Below are 24,267 nucleotides of genomic sequence, written 5' to 3' on the forward strand. Positions count from 1 at the left end.
AACGCTCGATATTACACGCTCAAGGAAGGCGCTAGAGCTAAAGTTTTCGTCAAATCAGTCAGAAGAACGCGATCGCACAGGTTAAACAATTCTGCCTCAGTAGAAGTATGTCGCATCAACCGTAAAAAATCACCTTCAGTGTCAACACTCAGAGCAATGTAGTTGAGGAACATTTTCAGGTAGCCGATGCGCGATCGCTCTGGCATAGTTGCTGCTGTGGGGGTTTGCCATAAACGATCGATATAGTTCCGTACCTCCGCCAAAGGAACGGGCGCGATCGTCTCGAAGCGCAAAGCTTGCCGAATTTGATTAAAAATCCAAGGATTCCCGATCGCCCAGCGTCCTACCATCACACCCGCCGCACCCGTTTGAGAAAGCACTTCAACAGCAGTTGTCGCCGAGTTGATATTGCCATTAGCCAGCACTGGGGACAATGGACTTGTCTAACTGCTTCAGCGATCAAATCATATTTCACTGCCCCGTGGTACATATCTTTGACAGTGCGACCATGCAAAGAAAGCAAATCAATGCTGTGGCGATTGATGATATCTAGAATTTTATAAAAATTATCTGTATTTTCAAAGCCTACGCGCATCTTGACCGTCAAAGGTCGATCATTGACTGCTTGTCGCAATTCTCCCAAAATCCGATCCACTTTTTCCGGCAAGAGTAGCAATCCACCCCCAACATTTTTGCGATAGATTCTAGGTGCTGGACAGCCCATATTCAAGTCAACTCCAGCGATATTATAGTTGCACAGTTCCTTTGCTGTTCTGACTAAATCTGGAATGCTTTCGCCAATCATTTGCGCAAAAACGGGACGACCTGTATCGTTTTCGGTGATTGCTGCCAGAATGCTACGATTGAGCCGTGAAGTATCATTGACGCGGAAATATTCGGTAAAAAAGTAGTCAGGGCTGCCATAGTGAGCAATCACCTTCATAAACCAGAGGTTGGTCACATCCTGCATGGGCGCAAGAGCGGTGAGGGGTAGGTGTGGATAGAACGATTGGGGGAGCGATACCTGGGGCATAAAGATGAAGAGCGATCGACAAAGCTCACTGTTAAATTATAAGTAGCTAGACCTAAATCAATTAAAGTTTGTAGTAAGGACTTTAGTCCTAATTATCGTTGCTTTGAGCGATAAATCGCTCACTACAAACTAGGAGTTTATTAGTAATCTTATTCAACAATTTTTTTATCAAAACTAATTAATACCACAAGCTGCTAATTTTACAGCTAAAGCATCCGGGTAGCGCCACAGTTGAGAACCACCAATCCAAAGACGTGAGGGTAAATGACCGATTGGTGCTTTGAGACTAAAATTGAATTCCGAATTTGCATAACTAGAATTGTATATATGCCAACCAACTTGATTACAAAAAACCCCATAGTCTCCATTCACGTTTTTGTAAATAAGTGTCTGTACGCTAAAACCAAAGCGTTTATGACTGTAATTTACCCATAAAAAGTCAATAGTCTGCAAATCTTCACAGGGAAGTTTCTCAAGATCGCTACTAAATATATAACTCCCACTAGGTTTTGCTAGCGCTTGACATATTAGTTCCCAAGTTTCTTTATCTGCTGATTCCCATTTTCCTTTTGCTAATAAATCACGTAAATGTGTATAATCAATAGTATTTACTGTACGATAATTAGAAATATTTAGCAATTTCTTTGGTTGTTGCTCCAGTGTCTGTAAAACTTCTGTTGCCGATTGGAAGCGTTGCGAAACGGCATTTTGTAAAAGTTTATCTAAGATTTCACAGAGGTGAACGCTAACAGTATTGAATGCTGGTAAATGTTCTTGCCATACCCAGCGATCGCTAGCAATATCGAATAAATCAAAGGGAGAAACATTGGTAAGTAAGTAAATACATGTTACACCCAAGCTGTAAAGATCGCTGGCTGGCAATGCCTTTCCTCGCATTTGTTCGGGAGCGATATACTCTGGGCTACCTACTATGGTGCCTGTACGAAGCTGCTTCATGTTATTGGCGAATTTAGCAACTCCGAAATCGATTAATACCAGGTCTCCTCGACCCGAACGGCGCATAATATTTTCCGGTTTAATATCTCGGTGGATTACTTGTCGAGAATGGATAAATTGCAATGCGAGCAATAAACTTTTTAATATCTCCCAAATTTGCGGTTCTTGAAAAACGCCCTGTTTTTGTAATTCCTGAGCGAGTGTTTGTCCATCGACTAATTCTTCAACGATATAAAACTTTTGATTTTGTTCAAAATGCGCTAGTAATTTGGGTATTTGAGAGTGTTCTAGTTCATTGAGACGAAGCGCTTCTTGATGAAATAAATTGACTGCCTTGTGCCAAGTCTCAGTATTTTCCTGTTGAAAACATAGTTGTTTGACTGCACATTTGGGTTGATCTGGAAGATGTTCATCAATAGCTAAAAACGTTCTCCCAAAGCCACCGCTTCCAATGACCGCGAGTGGACGATATCGCTGTTTAAGTAATAATTCCTGACCACAACTATTGCAAAAACGAGAACTGTCAGAATTATGTGGACGTAGGCAATCAATATTAGTACAGTAGCTCATACTACAGGAGTTCTATTTGTTGGAATTACTATATATAAAGTATTCCCATTAGAAAAGCACTCTTACTAGTAGAAAAAACAGCGATGCTTAGGTTGGGCTACACCTACGCACTTTGCACTTTAGAAGTTTTGGTTGGCATAGTAGCAGTGTAGTGCCTGTTGCAAGCGATCGCTGCTTTGGTGCAACTTTGACTCTTTGAATTTTTCTCAGATACAAGAGTGTTACAAACAAATAAAAGTATCAAAAGCTACTTAACCCAACGTTTGGTTGCCTCTGCAATCCGTTCCCCAAAGCGTAGTGAAGTCAGATAATCGCCCGAATCTAGCACTGGTTCTTTGCCACTCATATCGAGTTGACTTTGACCCATGACACCTAGAAATCCTCCGAGTCGATTTACCCCATCATCTTTACCAGATAAAAAGCTTTGCAAGTCTCCAACATTTACCCAAATCATCCCATGTTGGGCTGCGTTGGTAGCTAAATAGAGGAGTGTACTTTGTTTATCGCCACTAGGAGAGCTGGAATGGGTAAAACCCCCAGCGATTTTGTCTTTCCATCCGTGTCGGAACCAAATTTCGCTAGCAGCATCAATAAATGCCTTGAACTGAGCCGCAACACCACCCATATAAGTAGGAGAACCAAAAACAATTGCATCAGCTTGATTGAGAGTTGCTATTACCTCATCATTCTTCCAACGACCATTGACTATCTGCTCTCCAGTAACCCGTAGCAGTTCAACAGTGGTGTCTTTAACTTTATTTGCACCTTCAGCAATAGCTTGGGCCATAAGATGAGTATGACCTGCACCAGAAAAATAGATAATTGCAACAGTGGGCATAGGAGGTTTAGTTAAAATTTTGACTGAAACTGAACGAGAAATATCATAAAGACTACTGGCTGATAAAGTAAAGCAGTCAATCTTAAAGTCATTTCTGTTATTCTTCTAAAAGAAAATTCTTTTGCTCCAAGTCTTTCTCCTATTTATATTAACCAGGTATGTGTCTCAATGATGTAGCGATCGACCGTGCCAGCCCCAGTGATGTTACTGGAATCGTCAAGTTGGCCCAAGCCAATGACGCAGAACATGGTGGTATGTTATTAGGTCATCTTGAGCCAGAGGCTGTGATGATGACTATCTCGCAAATGCCAAGCGTTGTAGCACGTAAAGATGGTCAAGTTGTGGGATTTTTACTCAGTTGGTCAAAGACAACTGCTAATCTACCAATTATAAAGGTGATGTTACAAACCTATCCTGGTACAAAAGATGCTTACTTGTATGGCCCTATTTGTGTTGATGAAACGATGCGTGGGCAAGGTATTGCTGCGGGAATGTTTGCTAAGTTGAAAGATTTGCTACCAAAGCAGGAAGGAATACTGTTCATCAAGGCAAATAACAAAGCATCACTTCAAGCACATCAAAAGATGGGTATGTGCAAGATGGCAGAGTTCATCTATGAAGGCACTGAATTTTTGATATTCGCGTATAATAGCTAATACCATTTTAGATTTTGGATTTGAGATTTTGGATTGGGAATTGCCTTGGTGCGTCTGGCTTGGTGTGAATCCATGTGTCGCAATCATTTTTCCAAATGGTATAACTAATTGATAGGTTCTCTTTAAAATTAAATTGAGTAGCTAATCTGGATCGTTTAGTTATTTACTACTTGCTTAATCTGGAATGTGACAAGAGTTAGTGATGGGAGGGCGATAAGGCTCTAAGCTTTAGCTGACTAACCTAAGCCGAATCAATTTGAGTGGCGTTCAATTACTAAACATTCATTTTGTACTCTGGTAAGCATATCGTTAAAAGCAGGAGTATAAGAACCATCTTTATCAACAACCCTACGGAGAGTATACTCACCAGCCCGAGAAAGTCCGCCAAACCAAACGTTCTTTCTGTGCCAGATATCTCCATTGAGAGAATTTTTGTCTTGGGACATTGTGAAACTGACAATCGATTTTGGAACTGATATTCCTAGAAAAACAGGTGTGACTTGAGCTTGTTGCAAAGTTTCATCTTCAAACCGAATTTTGTAACTTACTTTAAACCATTGAATTGAACGTAGTAATATCCAGCCAGCAATCGAGTCATGAAAAGTCCACTGTAACGGGGCAAATATCGGTAAAAGCAAAGTTCTATTCTCTATATCCCATTCTAAATTGTACATAGTAATGCAAGTATCTGGCAGTGGATTGCCATCCATAAAAAACACACCCTTAAGGACAGATGGTAAGTTTGTTTCTTTGATTGGAATCATCCAGGTTGCAATATTATTAAGTTGCTTTTTTTCAATTAATTCAGTCATATAATTTGTAATTACTTCCTTTGTGCTAAAATAATACCTAAATTTTTAACGAACCGAGTCAGAGAAAAGATGAGTAATCTGGCGTTAGAAAAAGAGTAAAATCAACTCAAAAATCCAGAACAATTACCAAATTATAATTCAGGAATGCCACTTGCTTTAAGCTTACATAATCGAGCACGAGAAGTAAGGGCACACATCTGTGCGCCCCTACTGTAAGTCTCTTACTCACAGTCGTTGAGCAAAACCTTGTAGTACTAAATTATTAGGAGTAACGGCAGTCACTTTTTCAAAATCCCATTTGACTTCTGTAATTGAGTCCCATTGATAGTTGTGGAGCAGATGTAAACAGAAAATTTTGATAAAGCCAATTGATAAGGATTTCCCAGGACAAGCTCGTTCATGCTCTTCGCCATTCCAAGATAAGATATCTGAAAAATTCCGTGTTAGGTCAAAATAATCTGGATTTTGGTATCTATTGGCATCCCGATTAGCTGTAAGAATAGAGCCAAGCAAGCGAGTACCTTTTTGGAATGGACATTTTTGTTTTCCAATCTCAACTTCACCTGCTTCAGTAGTGAGTTGGCTAACAAATCGCACAGGTGGATAGAGACGAGCCGTTTCTAAAATCACTTGATTGAGAAGTGTTAACTGTTCTAGAGCGTCTGAGTCTAAAGTTTTCTTGCCATTCCAGACTGCATTCACTTCTGACACTACATCATTTCTGAGAGTATTATCTAAGCAAAGAACACCAATCACAGATCCTAAAAGCGCACTCGTGCCGGCAGTTCCGGCGATATGAATCATATCGAAAAGGGTATTAGCAATTTGGTGTTCGTTCAACTGATACTGAGCGCCTGTTTCAAAGTAAGATGCCCATTTAGGTGATTGTTTATATCGGTTAATTAAATATTGACGATGCCGAATTTTTGGCGCTGTTAATATTGCCAGCAGATACTTGCTGATAAAATTAGGCAAGGATGCAAGAGCCAAACCTTTAATGTAACTATCGGATGCTGTGATTTCTTCCTCAGATAAAGATATCTGAAAAACCAGTTGATGCAAACTCGATAGCATAATCTTTGGCAAATCGTTGCCGATGTGTAATTTGCCTTGTTTAGCAGCTTCTAACAGGCTTTCCTCAACTAGATTCCCTAAAAAGTCTATTTTTTGAGACGGTTCCGGTAAGGCTTGTAAGATTACAGTACGTAATCCTGTGTGTTCGTTACCGTTTGTTCCCAGGCTCAGAGGATTATCCAGCAGGTAGCTTGGAGCTAATATTCTGATGATGCCTAAATCATTTCCCCGCAGTTGTGGTTGGGTTTGCATTAATTCTCTTACCTGGGAGTGAGAGGAATGCATAATTGCTTGGTCTACTGCAAAATACTTGTCTCCAATATTTTCTTTACGGATGTAGAGAAAGTCTCGCCATGCGTTGAGCATGATTGACGCATCCATGTAATAAAAAATCAAGCGGAGAAACTTGCCGATCGCAGTATCGTAACCTACTTTGGCTAGTATCGGTGCAAGCCAAAGCTGGCGATCGTGATTTTTGAGGACTTTATCTTTAAGTGTCATAGTATTTATTTTGAGTCATTTGTCATTTGTCTCTAATTCAGATATTGATGCTCTGAGGAATTTTAGAAGGAAGCAGATACTCATAGGGTGGACGGTGCAAATTACGTTGCTTGATGGTATCTTCTACTTGCTGAAGATTACTTTGGAATGCTTGTAACAATGGTTTTACTTTTTGGTCTGTAAAGTATCCTTGCTGATAATCACCCAGCTTGTTGTAATACACAGACCCCAACAAGCTGAGTAGGTTGTATTGCCGTTGTGCCTGATCTAAGGGAGGGAGCAAATCGAGGTAGTCTTGCTCAGTAACTTCTCTTTTGAGAGTTGAAGCTGGTAAATAACCTGCCAATGGTATGGCTGCGGCGTAGCCCATAAAATCTTTTTGCGGAAAGTTAACCGCAGCGTGTTGGGCGCTAGCAGTGAAAATAATCAGCGTCGTGGCATCAATCAGGTAATTGAGCGTTTTGATGCCTCCATCTTCGCCAAAATCGGGGATGCGACCACCATCGTAAGCTGGGATTTCGGCTGCCCACGCTTGCAATTCTCTATCTTTTTGAATGTCTTCATCCGTGGTGTAGTAAAGGTTCAGGTAGTCTGCAACCCATTGATGAATGGCATTCCAGACTAGTAGGGCATCATCTCGGTAAGGATAAATAGGCAAGAGGTTGGGATCGTCTACACCGCGCTGTTGGAATTGCTTAGGTAAGATGGCACTATTAAAACCATAGCTTTGCAAGGCTAGCACTGCTAAAACGCGAGAGTTGTCGATTGATGATGAGAGTAATCTATCGACACCACCGCCTGGAGCTATGAGAATCCGTTGGGCGGCATCGTTAATTGCTAAGGTGCTGTCAAAATGCGGGCGCAACAAAATTCTTAGGGGATGGGTAAGTGGTAGTTGTCTTGCGGTGGCGATCGCAAAAGCACCAATTAACAAGTGAGTTCTTGCTAGATGAGTGACAGCTTCGTGGTAGTTGGCATCTGCTATTTGGACAATTGTTTTGGCAAAAAGCCAAGAGTATTTACCGGAGTTAGGGGTAACAATTGGATAATCTGGGCCTGGGGTTTGACCGCATTGAATGGCTATCGGCCGCAATAAACGGTTGGGGGTCTGAGCCTTTGGGTAAGGCAAACAGTGCTAAAGGAGCATAGAGATATTTTTGCTCGTGTGGGAATGTACCGTTGACTGCACCATCTAAAATTTTATAGTCAGCTAAGTAGAGTCTGCCTTCAAGTCCGGCTGCTGCTAATGAGTCGTCAGTTCCCATCACGCCTTGGTAATGTTCGTCTGTGACTGGGAAGCGATCGCCTGGAGTATTTACTCGCGCGATCGTCACGGGATTGTAGCCAGCGACTCGCATATAGGCAAATACTTCATCTTCTTGGTAAGTTTTAGCGATCGCTGGCACACCAATCACTTGAAACAAATTTTCGTAGTCCTTGAGACTGGTTGCATGTCCTGTCCGCTGTCCTTCGTATAAAAGGTTAATTATCCTATTTAGAGCATCTCTGAGGATCACAAGTCCGTTTTCTTTCAGAATAGAATAAAAAAGATCGTCGAGTTCTCTAACATCCTTAGATATACCTTTGAGTAAAAACTGAGGGATAATTTGCAGGATTCTTGCCAGAATATTGATTTTTATTGGTACTGCTCCCTTGAGCAAGGCTTCTAAAATAAACCTTGCGACATCATCACGAATCGATTTAGAACCTTGATTGCCTCTATTGACAATCAAGGTATTGATAAACACAACTCGTAACTGCTGGGCTAATAAAAAATACCAGTTAGTGGTGAACTCTTCGGCAAGAGAAAGCCGATCTAGCATTGCAATTGATGGAATATGGATGTAGTTATATTGATACTCTTGTCTAGCTATATCTAAAGTATGAGTACTTGATGAACTGATTAAATTTTCTGGTGATGAAGCAGTCATTGACTCTACTCATGTTTAGTACGGGGAACTTTAATAGTTTAAGATAAACAGGTTTGATTTACCTAAACGTATTATCGCAATCAAGTTTTAAATTCCGATTTTTCTAAATAAATTTTCTCGAATTTATCAACTCTTAAACCACGCACTAAATGTTTTAGGGCTTACGCAAACTCTACGAACTATCGGCGTTATTGGCGTCTTGATGGTAGCCTTCGACAAGCCGCAAAGCGTCTACGATCGATTAAGCTTTTTGGCTATTTTTGCGTAAGTCCTGGTTTAAAAATCTTGCAAAAAATATTTAGCAATACAAATAATATTTGCCAAGATTTAGAAACAATTCTCAAAGAAAACTTTCGGACTAAAGTATTGTGTTGGAGTTGACATTTTAACTACTGAAACGAGAGCGGGAATACAACGATCGGATTCTTCCTCTGCTGCCGATGTCTCCAATGCTTCCTCTACTTACACAACGATAAAATCTTATAGCGTTTCCTAGTCTGTTGAGGTACAAATCTCTGCGTACCTCTGCGCTTTACTTTGCGTCCCTTTGCGTTTCAAAATATTATCTGTACCTCACGTAACAGGTAATCGCTATATTCTATTACCTTCCCTCTATCAAAAATCTATCTCTACCTCAGTGCCTTTATCCTTCAAGAGTTAGAAGCAACGAATTTTGCTCCATGCAAAGCTATGAAAGAAAGTTCTCATACTGTGGTCAAAGGATAAATTTGTGGATATTAGCAGACGAAATTTACTGAAGGTAGTTTCTGCTTCTGGTTTAGGTGGAGCTGGGGTATTTGCTTTACAAGGTTTAACCAAACAGGTTTTAGCGCAAAATCAGTCTACCCCACTCCAGACAAAAAAAGGGGAAATGCTCTACAGGCAACTAGGACGCACCAAAGAACAAATATCTGTAATTGGTCTAGGTGGTCATCATATTGGTAGACCAAAAGATGAACAAGAGGGTATTAATCTGATCCGTACTGCTCTCGATCGCGGGATCAATTTTATGGACAATAGCTGGGACTACCATAATGGAGGTAGCGAAATTCGCATGGGTAAAGCTTTGCAAAATGGCTATCGTCAAAAAGCTTTTCTGATGACTAAAATCGACGGGCGCACAAAAAAGGCGGCGGCTCAACAAATTGATGAATCTTTAAAACGTTTGCAAACAGACCACATTGATTTGTTGCAGCATCATGAAGTCATTCGTATGGAAGACCCAGACCGGATTTTTGCCCCTGGTGGTGCGATGGAAGCAGTGGTGGAAGCACAAAAAGCTGGCAAGATTCGCTACATAGGCTTTACTGGACACAAAGATCCTTTAGTACACCTAAGAATGTTGGAAGTTGCCAATCAAAATAACTTCCGTTTTGATGCAGTGCAGATGCCATTAAATGTGATGGATGCCCATTTCCGCAGTTTTGAGAGGCAAGTTTTACCCAGACTGGTTCAAGACGGAATTGCTGTACTGGGGATGAAATCAATGGGCGACCAAAACATTCTCAAAAGCAATGTGGTCAAACCGATCGAATGTCTGCATTACGCGATGAATCTGCCAACTTCAACGGTGATTACAGGCATTGAAAGTATGCCCATCTTAAACCAGGCTTTCGAGGCAGTACGTACTTTTACACCCATGAGTCAGGAACAAGTTAAAGCATTACTGAATCGGACTCGCCAAGCTGCTCTCAAAGGTCAGTATGAATTGTTTAAAACTACTAACCAATTTGATAGTACAGCCAAAAATCCTGAGTGGTTGGGATAAGTTTTTGCTAGGGCGTGTTTGAAAACTAAGGTTCACAGCAAACAAGCGTATATCCTGCTGTGGACACAAAACTGGCATAGCTGCAAAGTCCAGAACTGAGCGATCGCGAGTTGGAAGTGTCGCGCCTGATGGAAGTACTCAAAAAATGTCATCATAGTTAAAGTGAAAACATTCTGGAGACAAGACAACGGTTTACGCACGCCCTTTAGCACGGTTAATTGAACAATTGCAACGCCTACCGGGAGTTGGCCCCAAAAGTGCCCAACGACTGGCTTTGCATATTTTGAAACGACCAGAAGCAGAAGTAGAAGCTTTGGCACAAGCTTTAGTTGAGGCAAAAAAACAGATAGGCTTGTGTTCTGTTTGCTTTCACTTATCTGCTGAACCTGTTTGTGAAATTTGCCGCAATGCCAACCGTGACAATAACACTATCTGTGTTGTTGCAGACCCTCGTGATGTGATTGCGCTGGAAAAAACCCGCGAATACAAAGGCAAGTATCACGTTTTGGGCGGGGTGATTTCGCCAATTGATGGAATTGGCCCAGATCAGTTAAATATACTAGCTTTGCAGCGTCGGGTGAGTCAGCAAAAACCTCAAGAAGTAATTCTGGCAATTAGTCCGAGTGTAGAAGGGGAGACCACAACCCTGTATATCGGTCAGCTATTGAAACCATTTACTAAGGTGACAAGGATTGCTTTTGGTTTACCTGTAGGTGGCGATTTGGAGTACGCAGATGAAGTGACTTTGGCGAGGGCGTTGGAAGGCCGTCGGGAGTTAGATTAAATTTTGTTAATTTTGCTGGTTAATCACTTTCTCGACTATTGACTGTACATAACATCCGATCGCAAGACGTACTTTCGCCCCTGAATAATAATAGCGCCCTCATGTACTAGTTCGTGGACAAAACACAAAGCCATACCTGTGACTGGAAGCACAGCTAGATTAGATAAATCTCCGTAGTACTCAGAAAGATAAAAGCGGGTTTCACCGCCTTCAAAGCCTTCATTCAGATAAATCATGAAAGTCAATAAACTTTCCTCACCGTTGGTTCGTCGATAAGCACCATCATGGTGAGGTGCAAACCTCTGACCCTGGATCGTAGCGATAGAAGCGAAAACGCTCATTCAGCCCAACTGGATGCCATCTACCAATGGTCTTGGGGATATAATTTGACACACGCTGCCATAAATCAAAAGCACGCTCGCGATCATCTAGCATAACGCGCTGATTATTGCGGATGTCGGGACGCATTTTAAAACCTCGGTGGGTAGTAATAGGAGCATCTGTATAGCCAATGTTTTCTGTTAAATTAATATACTCAGCGCATTCTGCTGGCGAAAGAATATTTTCCAACGTGAAAATTTGGTTGCAAATCAAATCTTTCTTGGTCATGGTTAAGCCGATTGAGATTTAAGCCTTATGATAGTGTATTCTTCATAACTCAATAGGGTTGAGTTGAGCCTAAAATCTAATGAACAGAAATAGAGTTTTAGCCATGATTTTGCCCTAGTAAATCTGCAATTGAAGTGAGTAATTCAGTTGGTTGTACTGGTTTGGCAATATGTTTCTGAAAACCAGCCGCTAAAACTCGATCGCGATCGCTTTCTCCAGCATAGGCGGTAAGAGCGATCGCCGGAATTTCCCCGCCCTCCTCTTTCGGCATGGCTCTGAGCATCTTAATCAAGCTGTAGCCATCCATTTCTGGCATTCCTAAATCACTGATTAATAAATTAGGTACAGCCTGTGCTATAATCATCAGCGCCTCTTTTACTGATGCTGCGGCAGTTATCAACGCCCCATTCTGTTGTAGCAAGAAGTGCAAAAACTCTCGTGTGTCAACATCATCATCAACAATTAATACCCGTAGTCCACGCAGAACTGACGAGTTAAATTTCTCGCCCGCTCCTCCTGCTTTCTCTGCACCGTCAGTTTCCTTCATCACGGGCAGTCTGACAGTAAAAACTGCTCCCTGTCCAATTCCCGGACTAGCTGCTCTGACAGTACCACCATGCAATTCTACTAAGTGACGAACTATTGCCAATCCCAGTCCCAGTCCGCCGAATGTCCTGGTTGTGCTGCTATCGGCTTGACGAAAATATTCAAATACGTGGGGTAGAAACTCTGGGGAAATACCTTGACCTGTATCTTTAACTTGAATTAGTGCTGAGGGGAAAGTTAATTCACAACTCAATGATAAACTGATTTCCACTGAACCACGAGAGGGAGTAAACTTGACTGCGTTCGAGAGTAAATTCCCAACAACTTGCTGTAAGCGATTATAATCGCCTAACACTTTACCAACATTGGGATCGAGCTGTACTTTAATCTGGATAGATTTGGTTTCGGCAATTAACCGGACTGTTTCTAATGCAGCATCAATTACAGCTACTAAGTTAACAGTGGCAAAAGTCAGGTTTAACTTACCGCGAATAATTCGGGAGACATCCAACAACTCATCAATTAATTGAATCTGCAATTGAGCATTTCTTTCGATGGTTTCCAAAGCACGATTTGTAGTCACTTCATCAAATTTGCGGCTTTTGAGTAGCGATGACCACCCTAAAATTGGGTTGAGAGGCGATCGCAATTCGTGAGAGAGAATTGCGAGAAACTCATCTTTATTCCGGTTTGCCTGTTTGAGTTCCTCTGCTTGTTGCCTAAGTGCTTTTTCTAATTGTTTCCTGGGGGTTAAGTCAAGAATAAAACAGATCCAAGATGCGGGATCTCGCTCCACCAAGGCACCACCAATTAGTATCGGAATACGGGAACCATCCTTACGAATGTATTCTTTTTCAAAGGGAGTAAATAGCCCAACCGTTAAAAGTTGTTCTAGCCCCTGCCGATCGAGAGCATGATATTCAGGTGGAGTGATGTGTTGTCTGCGGATCTTACCTGTCAATAGTTCCTCTCGCGTATAACCCACCATTTCTAAAAAAGCCTCGTTCGCCTCAGTAATGTAATCAGGAGTGGCGAACATAATGCCAATAATGTTGGAATCAACTAAGCGCCTTAATTGAGTTTCGCGGTGGCGCAAATCATTTTCTACCTGTTTGCGTCGGGTAATATCCTGGGTAGTACCCATCATTCGTACTGGCTTACCCTTGGCATCATAAAAGACGCGACCTTTAGCAGCAATCCAATGAATACTACCATCAGACCAAGGGATGCGGTATTCGATGTCACACTCAACATTTTCCTCCAGAGAGCGGGCGATCGCTTCATGAATGCATTGGCGGTCTTCTGGATGTACAGTGTTGAGGAAAATCTCAAAGCTAATTTCGGCTTCTAGGGACACTCCAAACAGTTGATAACATTTCTCTGTCCAAATTACCTCGTTGGTGGTGATATTCCAAAACCACATACCCAGTTCAGCAGCATTAGTCGCCAACCGAATCCGTTCTTCACTCTCGCGCAGATTTGTTTCAATTTTTTGACGTTCCCATAAAGCCGCTTGCTGTTCGGTAATATCAGTACTTGCACCAACTACTCTAACCACTTGAGCATTTTCATCCCGGACTGCAAACCCCTGATCTACCACCCACAAATAACGGCCATCCTGGTGACGCACTCGATATTCAATCCGATAACGGTTTCCATTGGCCATACTAGCGATGAACTGATCGTTAACTCTTTGTTGGTCATCGGGGTGGATGCGTTCTTGCCACCACTCGAAAGTCGGTTCTGTTTCTTCTTGGGTGTAGCCAAAAACCTGGGTTAGACCCTGAGTTCTTTCCACAGTATTTCTGCTAATCTCCCAGTCATAAATTAGGCAATTAACCGCCGCCGCAGCTAGCTCAAACCTTTCGTTACTTTGCCGCAAAGAAGTTTCTATGTGTCGTCGTTCTGTAATATCAAAAGCGATCCCCAAAAGATATTGCGGCAATCCATCAGCAGTTCTGCTGTGCACAGTATCATAGCTACAAAACCAGCGCCACTCTCCATTAGCGTGTCGAATTCGGTATTCAAAGCTGAGGACTTCACCCTGATAAGCAGAATTAAATTGTTCTAAATAGCTAGGGAGTCGAGCCAAATCTTCAGGGTGTAGAAGTTGAGTAAATAACTCCTTTCCCATCGCCTGGATTTCTACTGGTGTATAGCCCCAACTTTGAGCAATTTCGTAATTAACGTAAGAATTTCGCTGCTCAATTAAGTCATAAATGTAGATTATCCCCGGAAGAGTGCCAGCAATTTGTTGAAACAGACGATGACTATCCCACAGTCTTTGAAATTCATCTGCATCAAATCGTTGAGTATCTTGTTCGCAATTACAGTCTTCCTCTGACTGAGCGTGCTTAGATTCCGTAATATCCGAAAAAGTTGTCACAATCGCATACAGATTGCTTCCTTCAGTTTGAAACAGAGGTTGCGAGGAAAACAATAGCCAGACTAGCTCACCATTTGGCTTATAAAAGCCACACACCACATTTAAGCAAGGTTTACCTGTATTTTGAGTAACCCTCGTCGGGTGAGCTTTACTGAGTAAAGGAGAGCCATCTTGATGAATAAATTGCCACTTGGGATCGAGCAAATTTTGCCCTACAAGCTGTTGGGCGGTCAGTCCCAAAATGCGATCGCTAGCGGCATTGCAAGCCTGGATAGTGCCATCAGGCAACTGAAGCACCATTCCTTCTTCTTGACTGGCTACTAGCGAAGAATTTGCCTTTTTACTAACTTGCCGATGCAGCAGCTTGTGATTACCCAGCTGGTTGTGCAACTTTTCCGCGTCTGGCATTCTAAAAAGTTAAATAATTTTAAAGTTAATCTCAGATTAAGCGACTCATCTTTACATAAATTTTAAGGCAATTCGTTCAAATTTGAGGTAAAAGCTGCGATCGCTACTTCTATCATTGGTTTATTTTTTGCCACATCTTTATAGGACAAGGGGAAAAAGAAAAGGACAAGGGGATGGGGGGATGGGGTGACAAAGGGAAACTTGTCCCCTTGTCCCCTTGTCCCCTTGTCCCCTTGTCCACTCGTCCTCTTCCGTGAATCAACCCCCAACATGAATACCAGGTCGCATATCGGGATTCTTTTCAGCCCGCCGCAGTACTTCACGGGTAACTACAGCAATGTCACCTTCGCCAAACAAGATAAAACGCAATAGGTATTGTATGGGATTTCCCTCAACCCAGCCAAAGTAAGCATGGGGAATCTTACCTGTTTGGTCGCGAATGTAAAGTAGTAAAGCTGCGATCGCATTCGGTACTGCTGCGCTTTCAGCCCGGAGGATGCGATAGTCACCAACTTGTACCCCTTTTACTACGATCGCATCCGCAAATTCCGAAGCATCGGATACATGAATTTCTAAAAACAGAACTGGATCGTTGGCTGGAATATGATTGTCTTCGCGTACCTCTTTCTCTTTCATAAAATACTCTAGGACATCGCCCGTATTCAACCGATTTGCAATCAGTCGTATTGTTCCCTGGCTATCTTCGGCAAAGAATTGTCTAGCAAGTTCGTCAATTTCAATTCGCTCTGCTCGCAGTTCCGTTGAACGCCAAACACGAGAAACCAGCGAGGTAAAAATGATCGCACCGATGAAAAACCCAGCAATCCTAATCCCTTCTGGTCTTTCGATGATATTAACAATGGTGGTATATAAAAATAACAGTGTAATGATGCCAAAAACGAGTCTGGCCCGCTTCTGTCGGTGACGATGGGCTGATAAGGTGACGGCAAAGGCGGCTGAGGTGATCAACACTAGTACACCAGTTGCATAAGCCCCACCTTGGGCTTCTACACTTGCTTTAAAGATAATTGTGACAACAAAAGCGATCGCTGTGTAGACTAACACCAAAGGTCGGGTTACTCGTGCCCAATTGGGCGCCATGCCATAGCGTGGTAGGTAGCGAGGCACGATATTTAATAGCCCTGCCATTGCAGATGCACCTGCAAACCACAAAATAGAAATAGTACTTAAATCGTAAATTGTGCCAAAGGCATTGCCTAGATATAGATGTGCTAAATAAGCAAGGGCCCGTCCGTTAGCTTTGCCCCCTGATGCAAATTCTGCGGCTGGAATCAATAGAGTGGTTATAAAACTGGTGGTAAGCAAAAAGAAGCTCATAATTAGAGCAGCAGTGGTGAGCAACTTGCGTGTATTCCGAATCCGCCCTTTGGGATGATGCGAAGTGCTGTTACTGCTACCTTTAACCAGGGGCATAACGGTAACACCTGTCTCAAAACCTGACAATCCCAGCGCGAGTTTTGGGAAGATGAGCAAAGAGATGCCGATTAGCATCAAAGGGTTAGAATGGCGTGCAAAAAGTGCAGTTTGCCAATTCGGGATCGTTTCTGTGTGATTTAATATCTGATACGCGCCAACGCCAACGACAATGAAGTTTAACAGCAGATAAGCTCCCACCAAAACTACTGCAATCCCAATGGCTTCTCGGAAACCTCTCAAGAAGACTGCACCTAGTAGTGCAACTAATATCAGGGTAACTGCGATCGGCTGATTGTGAAGCCAAATTGGTGTCAGCGGATTTTCGATGATATGGGCTGTGGCATCGGCTGCTGACAAGGTAATGGTAATAATAAAGTCAGTTGCCACAAACCCAAGTAAGCACAGTACAAGTAATTTGCCTTGCCACCAGGAAAGTAAACGCTCTAACATTGCGATCGACCCTTCACCATGAGGGCTTTCGGCAGCAATGCGCCGATAGATTGGCAACGCTCCAAACAGCGTCAGCAAAACCAGAACCAGGGTAGCTATAGGAGAAAGAGCGCCAGCCGCCAGTGCTGCAATCCCTGGTTGATAGCCAAGGGTCGAGAAATAATCTACACCAGTCAAGCACATCACCTGCCACCAAGAATGCTGGCGATGTGCTTCTTCCTTGCGGTAAGGCCCTTTTTTCTCTCGTCGGTCTTCTTCAAGCAACCAATGGATTAACTGGCTGCCGAGCCGTTTTGTTGAAACAATTGATTTAGCCATCAAATACGGTTGTGTTGCAAAAGTCGGCTTTGTGATTTTTTAAAGCCTTCGTGGTTTATTAAAATTTTTAACTACAAAGGCATAGCACTATTATTGTATGTTAAGCATCCTGTCCAATTTACAAAATATATAGTAGCTGCTCGTAGTCGTCTACTAGATCGAGATCGTTTGCGGCTTTTGGTATAGGAATAATCAATACTACAACCGTATATTTTGGGATTAACACTTTTGCATCCTTAACACCTTGAAGCTGCATAAATTCTAAAAAAACGACGTTGCAAAACTTGGTGTGTACGCAATCAACAAATCAGCCCTAAAATAAAAGTTACTTTTAGTTATATAGGACTCATATTTGATTGGGTGAAAAAACTCAGTACACCCCTAAATCCCTTTTTCTCTGTTCCCTGTTCCCTCCCTACGCAAATATGTTCATTAATCAAATCGGATTCCTATAGGACTCATATTTGATTGGGTGAAAAAACTCAGTACACTTTTATTCCTTTTTACCTGTTCCCTGTTCCCTGTTCCCTGTCCCCTGTTCCCTGTGCCCTGTCTCTACGAGTGATTCAGGAATCAAATCGGATTCCTATATATGATGTTTCTGTAAATGACCATAAGATAATTAGCCTGCTAATCTATAACTCTGTTTGTGTAGCCGCAGACTTTAGTTTGATAGAATTATAGACATATAGTCGTACATAATATACAAACAATGTATTAGATAGGTTTCTAGCATCATACGAACCCATCTGCACCAACTACACTAATTCAGATGTTTGACAATATCTGCAAGTTTTTAGTTGAGAACTTCTCCAGTGACTTCGCTACATGGTTATTAGGCGAATCTATTAATTTAACAGAACTAAGTCCAAAAGAATTATCTCTCGAACCCATTCGGGCTGATGCTCTAATTCTGTTGCAGTCGGAGCAAAGCATATTGCATTTAGAATTTCAAACCCAAGTCGATGCAGAAATTCCTTTTCGGATGATTGACTATCGATTACGAGCATATCGCCGCTTTCCAGACAAAGCAATGCATCAAGTCGTAATTTATCTCAAGCCAACAAATTCAAATTTGGTGCAACAAAATACATTTACAATTCCTGGGACACGACATGAATTTGCAGTTATCAGACTTTGGGAACAACCTACAGAAGTATTTTTGAGAACACCTGGACTCTTACCTTTAGCGGTCTTAAGCAATACAATTGATCCAGAAATTATACTTGCCGAAGTTGCACGAGAGATTAACGGGATTACAGAATTAAGAACTCAAAGTAATATTGCTGCCTCTACAGCGATTTTAGCTGGTTTAGTATTAGATAAAGAGGTTATTAAACGAGTTTTGAGGTCAGATATTATGCGCGAGTCAGTGATTTATCAAGATATTCTACAAGAAGGTAAAGCTGAAGGCAAGGTCGAAGGTAAGGCCGAAGGTAAGGCTGAAGGTAAGGCTGAAGCGTTACTCGAAGTGGCAAGAAATCTATTTAGTACTGGTATGCCATTAGAGGCGATCGCCAGGGTGACAGGGTTATCAATTGAGCAGTTACAGTATTTACAGGTAAGTGAGTCTCGTGAGTCCAATCAATAAATAATCGGTGCAGTCAACCTGCACCGATTAGTAAGTGTTACTCGAATTGAACATCCCATTTCACGCCAATGCTGAAGCTTGGGGTTTAGCAAAAATCATTCTTCCTGCTGTAGTTTGTAAAGCACTGGTAACTACTACTCGCAGTTCACCACCCACATAACTGCTACCTTCTTCAACAACTACCATTGTGCCGTCATCTAGATAGCCAATGCCTTGGCTGGGTTCTTTGCCTTCCTTGAGGATTTTTAAATCCAGGTTGTCGCCAGGTAAATAACTGGGGACGGACGGCATTCACTAAATCATTCACATTCAAAACAGGTACTTTTTGAACACTGGCGACTTTAGACAAGTTGTAGTCGTTGGTTAGCAGTGTGCCGCTAATTTCTTGGGCGAAGCGCACTAACTTGGCATCCACTGTGGGAATATCTTCGTAGTCAACTGCATTAATCAGGATGCGATCGGGATAATCTTCCTTAATACGGTTGAGAATTTCTAGTCCTCTTCTTCCGCGTACCCGCTTTTGGTCTTTGCTAGCATCCGCTACTTGTTGGAGTTCTTGCAAGACAAACTGCGGTACGAGAATTTGCCCTTCTAAAAACCCTGTTTCTAGTAAGGCTTCAATACGACCATCAATAATACAGCTAGTATCTAGAACTTTGGTATTGGCTGGTTTTAATGTTCCTTCCACTACTAATGATTCGACAGTGTTGGGATTAATGAACCGCAATAAACCTCGCCCGTGGGTATCTGCCAAATTCATGCCAGTGACGGAGAGGATGATACTACCGACAACTGCCACCAATGGCTTAATAAATCCAAAATCCGCCGGGATCGGCAGCAAAAATAATGGGGCTAGCATCAGGTTGGCTAGTAATAGCCCAATCACTAACCCGATCGCACGAGTTAAGATCGCTTCTAAAGGCATTTCTTTGACTTGTGATTCTAGGCGACGATATGTCGTCTGGAAACTCAGCCCGATCGCACCACCAATAATAGCGGCAAAGACGGCAACGACTAAGCGTAAAGCTTCTAGATTCGTTACTTGATCTAGCGTCCCATTGGGTAGTAGTTCAATGCTGTAGAACCCTATTCCCGACGCTGCTAGGATAAATGAGAAAATAATAATGGCGTCAAGCATGGTTGTCTTGTTTTCCTGCAACTGTGTTAACCGATAAAGTTAAGTATTTTTTATCTCATCGGTAAGATAAAATGATTGATATTGACTTACACTAAGGGTTTAGGCTGACAATATCTGCAATTATTATAACCAAAGGCTTTTATCTTAATATTTTTCATTGTTTTGTTGTAAAACGACAAAAACTTGTAAATAAACTACTTATTTTGTAAGAATTCAGAATCCAGAATCCAGAAGTCAGAATTAAGAAGACTTTGATACCTAAACTTAATAAGTTTAATAAAATCAAGAAGTCATTACACGCTTGATTTGACAATTATTCTGGCTTTTGGCTCACTTCTCCTGTCGGAGACGCTGCGCGAACGACTACGCTCAGTGACCACCTGACTTCTGAATTCTTTCCTCATTTTTATTGTCTCTAATTAGCAGTTGGGTTAACTTAAAACTTTTCTCAAAATGAGTAAAAAATTTACTATTTCTGGAATTGCGAGTTCTGCTTATGTGCATATTCCCTTTTGCAGGCGACGATGTTTTTATTGTGATTTCCCGGTATCTGTTGTCGGCGATCGCTTGCGGGGAGAAACATCTGGTACTATCTCCCAATATGTTGATGTGTTATGTCAAGAAATTGCCATTACACCAGCATTTGGTCAACCTCTGAAGACAATTTTCTTCGGTGGTGGTACTCCTTCGTTGCTCTCAATAGAGCAGCTACAAAGGATACTGACAGAACTAGAGAAGCATTTTGGGATTGCGTCTGGGGCAGAGATTTCTATGGAAATTGACCCAGGTACCTTTGATTTAGCCCACATAGCAGGCTATCGCCGTGCAGGGGTGAACCGGGTAAGTTTGGGCGTACAAGCCTTCCAATCAGAATTATTGCAAAGGGCGGGGCGATCGCACTCAGTTGAAGATATTTTTGCAGCTGTGGAATTAATCCACCAAGTCGAGATTCCCGAATTTAGCTTAGACTTAATTTCTGGGTTGCCGCATCAGTCTTTGGATCAATGGCAGGATTCCTTAGAAAAAGCTGTAGTAATAGCACCCACTCACATTTCCATTTACGATCTTACCATCGAACCAGGTACAGCCTTTGGTCGTTACTACAAACCTGGCGATACTCCTTTACCCACGGATGAAGCCACAGTCAAAATGTACCAGATGGGGCAGCAGATTTTAACTAGTGCAGGTTATGAGCATTATGAAATTTCTAATTATGCTCAACCTGGCCATCAATGTCGGCATAATCGAGTGTATTGGGAAAACCGCCCTTATTATGGCTTTGGCATGGGTGCGGCGAGTTATGTTGAGGGGAAGCGGTTCACTCGTCCGCGTAAAACTAAAGAGTATTACCAGTGGGTACAAGCTGGCGCTGTAATTGATTGTGATGTTACCCCCCCAAAGGAAGTATTGTTAGAAACGTTAATGTTGGGGTTGCGTTTGGCAGAGGGTTTGAGTTTAGCGGCGTTGGTAGAGGCGTTTGGCGAACAGAAGGTGGAGGAGATTTGTCGGTGTTTGCAATTGTATTTTGAGAAAGGTTGGGTGGAAGTTGCAGAGGGAAGATTGCGTTTGATTGATCCCCAAGGGTTTTTATTTTCTAATGTAGTGTTGGCGGAATTGTTTGAGAAGTTGGGGTGACAAACTGTTTATGCAAAAAAATAAAGTTAGAAAAGCTGTAATTCCGGTAGCTGGTTTCGGTACTCGTTTGTTTCCAGCTACTAAAGTTGTCAAAAAAGAACTTTTCCCAATTATCGATCGAGATGGTAGGGCAAAACCTGTGATTCTTGCAATTATTGAAGAGGCAATTAGTGCTGGAATTACAGAAGTAGGGATTGTGGTGCAGCCGGATGACAAAGAAATATTTGCAGATTTCTTGAAAAACCCACCCAAAAAAGAACTTTTAGAAAAGCTTTCACCACAAAATCAAGAATATAGCCGATATCTCGAAGATTTAGGTAGCAGAATTACCATTTTGTTACAAGAAGAACAATTAGGCTATGGTCATGCAGTATTTTGTGCCAAGGATTGGGTACAAAATGAGCCGTTTTTGCTCATGTTGGGCGACCACATTTATGCATCTGACATTGAAAAATCTTGTGCGCGTCAAGTTTTAGATGTTTACGAACAAGTTAATCAAAACGTTATTGGCTTAACGACAATGCCAGCAGAAATTATTCATCAAGCTGGGTGTGTAACAGGAGTTTGGCAAGAGTTAAACTCGATTTTGTCAGTTACCCAACTGTATGAGAAACCGACTATTGAGTATGCACAACAGCATTTACGTGTAGAGGGAATATCAGAAAATAATTTTTTATGTATATTTGGCTTATATTTACTAACGCCGAAAATTTTTGATTTTCTCGCAGAACATATCAACCAAAATTTTCGAGAACGAGGTGAATTTCAGTTAACATCTTGTCTTGAACAATTGCGTCAGGAAGAGGGAATGACAGGATATGTTGTTAAAGGCAAGTGTTTTGATACAGGTTTGCCAGATGCTTATCGGCAGACAATGATTGATTTTAGAAAAATATAGATTAATCTCAGTTTAATTCCTTTATTTAAGAGGATCTCACTTTTTAAAATGGTTCAAATAGATAGTATTCTATTGAGTAAGCAGAGGCATCTTGAAAATATACCGTTTAATTTGCTCCTGATGATAGCCTCCTTTTTTGTTAAAGCAGTTTTTAGGTAAATGAGTTACAAAATGCAGGACTCGAAATCAGACACAAACCTTACAAAACTACCTCAAAACTAGCGGTAGTTAGAGTAGGAAAAGAAATAGCATCCAATTGTGCAAATTTACCCCCGGAATTAATCTCAGCAAAATCATCCGCCGACCTATTAGGGTTATAAAATAGACTACCATTTGCGCTATTATAAACGATCGCTGCACTACTGCTTGCAGCTAAAGTATCGTTTGTTACTGTGGCAAAGTCTGCGGAATTTAATTGAGTCGGGAAGACCGAGTTACTTAGAGCTGTAAAGGTAGATTTAGATAATTGGATTTTGTCTTGCTTAGGATTAAAGTCAGTAATAACATCAACTCCGAGTTCCCTAATATTAAACTTCGATCCTGTTGCAAATCCAAACTTATCTGCACCAGCACCTCCTTCTAGTAAGTCGTCCCCACTATCTCCCTGTAGGTAATCGTTCCCTTGATTCCCGCTCAGAATATCTTTTCCACTACTGCCAAAAAGAATATCATCACCTTTGCCCCCCAGAAGGTTGTCGTCATCACTACCCCCATCTATGATATCTGCACCAGATCCACCAAAAAGGATGTCAGAACCTGCCCCCCCATCAATGTAATGATTACCAATAACACCAGAAAGCGAAATACTGTCATCGCCATCCCCAGCAAAAATAACCTTATCGCCAGCCGAAAAATTCGCTGAACTAAAGGTATCGTCTCCCTTGGTTGTAGTGACATCAGTACCGATCGCATTTCTAGCTCGAGCAACTGCCTCTTTTATGACATCAGCAAGATTCTCGCTTGTAGAACCAACAGTCAGTACACCACCTCGACCAAGTTGGGTAACTAGTGTCTCGTAATTGGCTGCAACATTACTCGTAGTTAGAAAAATTGGAATAATGTTATTTTCTTCTAGCGCAGTTTTTACTTGTCCGACCTGTGGATAATCTTCAAAAGCATCAGCTATCTCATCTCCATTATTGGCAATAGTATCACTTGGAATAACTGCGGCGCGATCGCCGGCAACGTGATAAATACTATCGGTGGCTATTATCACAACACGAAATGAACCTACTCTGTAACCAAGACTGCCGTTATCTAAAGCAGCGAACAAGAGTGCAAATAATTGTGATTCTGGCCCATCATTGCCACCAAAAGCTTGAAAGCCAAAGATTTTGTCTTTAATTGTTGTGACATTATTTGTCAAAGCGACTTCTGGTTGATATACATAGTCAGCGTAACCCCCAAAAGGCACAAGTGGCTTATCCTTGAAAGAGGCAATACCAAATTTCAGGTCATCACCAAATATATTTGCTAACTTCGGGTTGGTTAAGCGATTTACCGTCACCGGAAGTGCGGTTTTCAGCTGGACTAAATTTTCATTAGATGAAGATGTTAAGTCTTGCAGCAGAACAATATCAGATACTAAACTCACAGTTTTTCCCTCTGATTATTTTTATTGATGGGTTGTATTGCAAAGTGTCTGAATGCTATTTCAGCTTGATATTAGCAAGGTTAATTAATTTAAGATAGTACTTAAACTGAAAAAAATATAATCTCTTTCAAAAAATATTTGTCAAAAAGGGGAAGGGGAAGGGGGAAAGGGAAAGGGGTAAAGGAAAAAAGAGTAAAACTTTTCCCCAGACGGTATAAAGCCCCTATTTTTAAATATGGAGAATATTAAAAGAAGATTTTTGAGACACGTAGTGCGATAACTTAGCAGCGTCGATGTTTGAAACCCCTATTTTTAAATATGGAGTTCCCCCTT

General features: G+C 41.7%; 18 protein-coding genes and 2 pseudogenes. 6 read left to right on the top strand and 14 right to left on the bottom strand.

The window, feature by feature from the left end; translation table 11 throughout:
• Positions 1–11: 11 nt before the first annotated feature.
• The 3 genes and pseudogenes from NSTCB13_RS20975 to NSTCB13_RS20985 form a co-directional block, all read right to left on the bottom strand.
• Positions 12–1,033: pseudogene (locus NSTCB13_RS20975) on the bottom strand (tRNA-dihydrouridine synthase family protein).
• Positions 1,034–1,207: 174 nt separating this feature from the next.
• Positions 1,208–2,560 (bottom strand): protein kinase domain-containing protein, encoded by a 1,353-nt coding sequence (locus NSTCB13_RS20980; RefSeq protein ID WP_448273700.1) that lies wholly within the window; start codon positions 2,558–2,560, stop codon positions 1,208–1,210.
• A 247-nt stretch (positions 2,561–2,807) separates the two neighbouring features.
• Positions 2,808–3,398, bottom strand: a complete 591-nt coding sequence (locus NSTCB13_RS20985; RefSeq protein ID WP_445630930.1) for a flavodoxin family protein — start codon at positions 3,396–3,398, stop codon at positions 2,808–2,810.
• Positions 3,399–3,556: 158 nt separating this feature from the next.
• Between NSTCB13_RS20985 and NSTCB13_RS20990 the strand changes: the two genes are divergently transcribed.
• Positions 3,557–4,054 carry an N-acetyltransferase family protein gene (locus NSTCB13_RS20990; protein WP_448273701.1) on the top strand — a complete coding sequence of 166 codons (498 nt, stop codon included), beginning with the start codon at positions 3,557–3,559 and terminating at the stop codon, positions 4,052–4,054.
• 251 nt (positions 4,055–4,305) lie between these two features.
• Here the strand turns inward: NSTCB13_RS20990 and NSTCB13_RS20995 are convergent, their stop codons facing one another.
• The 4 genes from NSTCB13_RS20995 to NSTCB13_RS21010 form a co-directional block, all read right to left on the bottom strand.
• Complete coding sequence (locus tag NSTCB13_RS20995) at positions 4,306–4,866, bottom strand: hypothetical protein (protein WP_448267643.1); 561 nt, start codon at positions 4,864–4,866, stop codon at positions 4,306–4,308.
• Positions 4,867–5,091: 225 nt separating this feature from the next.
• On the bottom strand, positions 5,092–6,441 hold the full coding sequence (locus tag NSTCB13_RS21000; protein ID WP_448267644.1) for a cytochrome P450: 1,350 nt from the start codon (positions 6,439–6,441) through the stop codon (positions 5,092–5,094).
• Positions 6,442–6,478: 37 nt separating this feature from the next.
• Entirely contained in the window at positions 6,479–7,534 is a 1,056-nt protein-coding gene (locus NSTCB13_RS21005) for a lipoxygenase family protein (protein ID WP_448273702.1), read from the bottom strand.
• Entirely contained in the window at positions 7,470–8,372 is a 903-nt protein-coding gene (locus tag NSTCB13_RS21010) for a hypothetical protein (protein WP_448273703.1), read from the bottom strand. Before NSTCB13_RS21010 ends, NSTCB13_RS21005 begins: the two co-directional genes overlap by 65 nt.
• A 730-nt stretch (positions 8,373–9,102) precedes the next feature.
• Here NSTCB13_RS21010 and NSTCB13_RS21015 point away from each other — a divergent pair.
• Both NSTCB13_RS21015 and recR read left to right on the top strand, forming a co-directional pair.
• Complete coding sequence (locus NSTCB13_RS21015; RefSeq protein WP_445630925.1) at positions 9,103–10,140, top strand: aldo/keto reductase; 1,038 nt, start codon at positions 9,103–9,105, stop codon at positions 10,138–10,140.
• A 226-nt stretch (positions 10,141–10,366) separates the two neighbouring features.
• Positions 10,367–10,924 carry a recombination mediator RecR gene (recR, locus tag NSTCB13_RS21020; protein ID WP_322638705.1) on the top strand — a complete coding sequence of 186 codons (558 nt, stop codon included), beginning with the start codon at positions 10,367–10,369 and terminating at the stop codon, positions 10,922–10,924.
• A gap of 35 nt (positions 10,925–10,959) precedes the next feature.
• On the opposite strand, the gene NSTCB13_RS21025 is transcribed toward recR, so the two are convergent.
• The 5 genes from NSTCB13_RS21025 to NSTCB13_RS21045 all read right to left on the bottom strand — a co-directional run bounded on the left by NSTCB13_RS21025 (position 10,960) and on the right by NSTCB13_RS21045 (position 17,334).
• Positions 10,960–11,265 (bottom strand): 2OG-Fe(II) oxygenase, encoded by a 306-nt coding sequence (locus tag NSTCB13_RS21025; protein WP_448273704.1) that lies wholly within the window; start codon positions 11,263–11,265, stop codon positions 10,960–10,962.
• A complete protein-coding gene (locus NSTCB13_RS21030) occupies positions 11,207–11,533 on the bottom strand; it encodes a hypothetical protein (RefSeq protein WP_448274217.1) in 327 nt (108 codons plus the stop codon). The genes NSTCB13_RS21025 and NSTCB13_RS21030 overlap by 59 nt, the downstream gene beginning before the upstream one ends.
• Positions 11,534–11,630: 97 nt before the next feature.
• A complete protein-coding gene (locus NSTCB13_RS21035; protein ID WP_448273705.1) occupies positions 11,631–14,873 on the bottom strand; it encodes a PAS domain-containing protein in 3,243 nt (1,080 codons plus the stop codon).
• Between the two features lie 258 nt (positions 14,874–15,131).
• Positions 15,132–17,078: an amino acid transporter gene (locus NSTCB13_RS21040; RefSeq protein WP_445630922.1), complete on the bottom strand. Its 1,947-nt coding sequence runs from the start codon at positions 17,076–17,078 to the stop codon at positions 15,132–15,134.
• A gap of 118 nt (positions 17,079–17,196) precedes the next feature.
• Positions 17,197–17,334, bottom strand: a complete 138-nt coding sequence (locus NSTCB13_RS21045) for a hypothetical protein (RefSeq protein ID WP_448273706.1) — start codon at positions 17,332–17,334, stop codon at positions 17,197–17,199.
• A 516-nt stretch (positions 17,335–17,850) separates the two neighbouring features.
• On the opposite strand from NSTCB13_RS21045, the gene NSTCB13_RS21050 reads away from it, so the two are divergent.
• Positions 17,851–18,669, top strand: coding sequence for an Rpn family recombination-promoting nuclease/putative transposase (locus NSTCB13_RS21050; RefSeq protein WP_445630921.1), 819 nt, complete (start codon positions 17,851–17,853; stop codon positions 18,667–18,669).
• 60 nt (positions 18,670–18,729) lie between these two features.
• Here NSTCB13_RS21050 and NSTCB13_RS21055 read toward each other — a convergent pair.
• A pseudogene (locus NSTCB13_RS21055) lies at positions 18,730–19,807 on the bottom strand (PIN domain-containing protein).
• A gap of 453 nt (positions 19,808–20,260) precedes the next feature.
• On the opposite strand from NSTCB13_RS21055, the gene hemW reads away from it, so the two are divergent.
• The gene (gene hemW, locus NSTCB13_RS21060) at positions 20,261–21,442 is read left to right on the top strand and encodes a radical SAM family heme chaperone HemW (RefSeq protein ID WP_445630920.1); all 1,182 of its coding nucleotides are present in this window, start codon (positions 20,261–20,263) and stop codon (positions 21,440–21,442) included.
• A 10-nt stretch (positions 21,443–21,452) separates the two neighbouring features.
• The gene (locus tag NSTCB13_RS21065; protein WP_445630919.1) at positions 21,453–22,340 is read left to right on the top strand and encodes a sugar phosphate nucleotidyltransferase; all 888 of its coding nucleotides are present in this window, start codon (positions 21,453–21,455) and stop codon (positions 22,338–22,340) included.
• Between the two features lie 199 nt (positions 22,341–22,539).
• Here NSTCB13_RS21065 and NSTCB13_RS21070 read toward each other — a convergent pair whose 3' ends face one another.
• Positions 22,540–23,934, bottom strand: a complete 1,395-nt coding sequence (locus tag NSTCB13_RS21070) for a hypothetical protein (RefSeq protein WP_448273707.1) — start codon at positions 23,932–23,934, stop codon at positions 22,540–22,542.
• Positions 23,935–24,267: the final 333 nt, after the last annotated feature.

The sequence above is a fragment of the Nostoc sp. DSM 114160 genome, from assembly GCF_053470305.1.

Excerpts from the sequence above, each read along its gene's own strand:
- NSTCB13_RS21045 (WP_448273706.1), bottom strand. The coding sequence starts at position 17,334 with ATGCAGCTTCAAGGTGTTAAGGATGCAAAAGTGTTAATCCCAAAATAT.
- NSTCB13_RS21030 (WP_448274217.1), bottom strand. The coding sequence starts at position 11,533 with ATGACCAAGAAAGATTTGATTTGCAACCAAATTTTCACGTTGGAAAAT.
- NSTCB13_RS21050 (WP_445630921.1), top strand. The coding sequence starts at position 17,851 with ATGTTTGACAATATCTGCAAGTTTTTAGTTGAGAACTTCTCCAGTGAC.
- NSTCB13_RS21000 (WP_448267644.1), bottom strand. The coding sequence starts at position 6,441 with ATGACACTTAAAGATAAAGTCCTCAAAAATCACGATCGCCAGCTTTGG.
- NSTCB13_RS20980 (WP_448273700.1), bottom strand. The coding sequence starts at position 2,560 with ATGAGCTACTGTACTAATATTGATTGCCTACGTCCACATAATTCTGAC.
- hemW (WP_445630920.1), top strand. The coding sequence starts at position 20,261 with ATGAGTAAAAAATTTACTATTTCTGGAATTGCGAGTTCTGCTTATGTG.
- NSTCB13_RS21035 (WP_448273705.1), bottom strand. The coding sequence starts at position 14,873 with ATGCCAGACGCGGAAAAGTTGCACAACCAGCTGGGTAATCACAAGCTG.
- NSTCB13_RS21025 (WP_448273704.1), bottom strand. The coding sequence starts at position 11,265 with ATGAGCGTTTTCGCTTCTATCGCTACGATCCAGGGTCAGAGGTTTGCA.
- NSTCB13_RS21065 (WP_445630919.1), top strand. The coding sequence starts at position 21,453 with ATGCAAAAAAATAAAGTTAGAAAAGCTGTAATTCCGGTAGCTGGTTTC.
- NSTCB13_RS21010 (WP_448273703.1), bottom strand. The coding sequence starts at position 8,372 with ATGACTGCTTCATCACCAGAAAATTTAATCAGTTCATCAAGTACTCAT.
- NSTCB13_RS21040 (WP_445630922.1), bottom strand. The coding sequence starts at position 17,078 with ATGGCTAAATCAATTGTTTCAACAAAACGGCTCGGCAGCCAGTTAATC.
- NSTCB13_RS20985 (WP_445630930.1), bottom strand. The coding sequence starts at position 3,398 with ATGCCCACTGTTGCAATTATCTATTTTTCTGGTGCAGGTCATACTCAT.
- NSTCB13_RS20990 (WP_448273701.1), top strand. The coding sequence starts at position 3,557 with ATGTGTCTCAATGATGTAGCGATCGACCGTGCCAGCCCCAGTGATGTT.
- NSTCB13_RS20995 (WP_448267643.1), bottom strand. The coding sequence starts at position 4,866 with ATGACTGAATTAATTGAAAAAAAGCAACTTAATAATATTGCAACCTGG.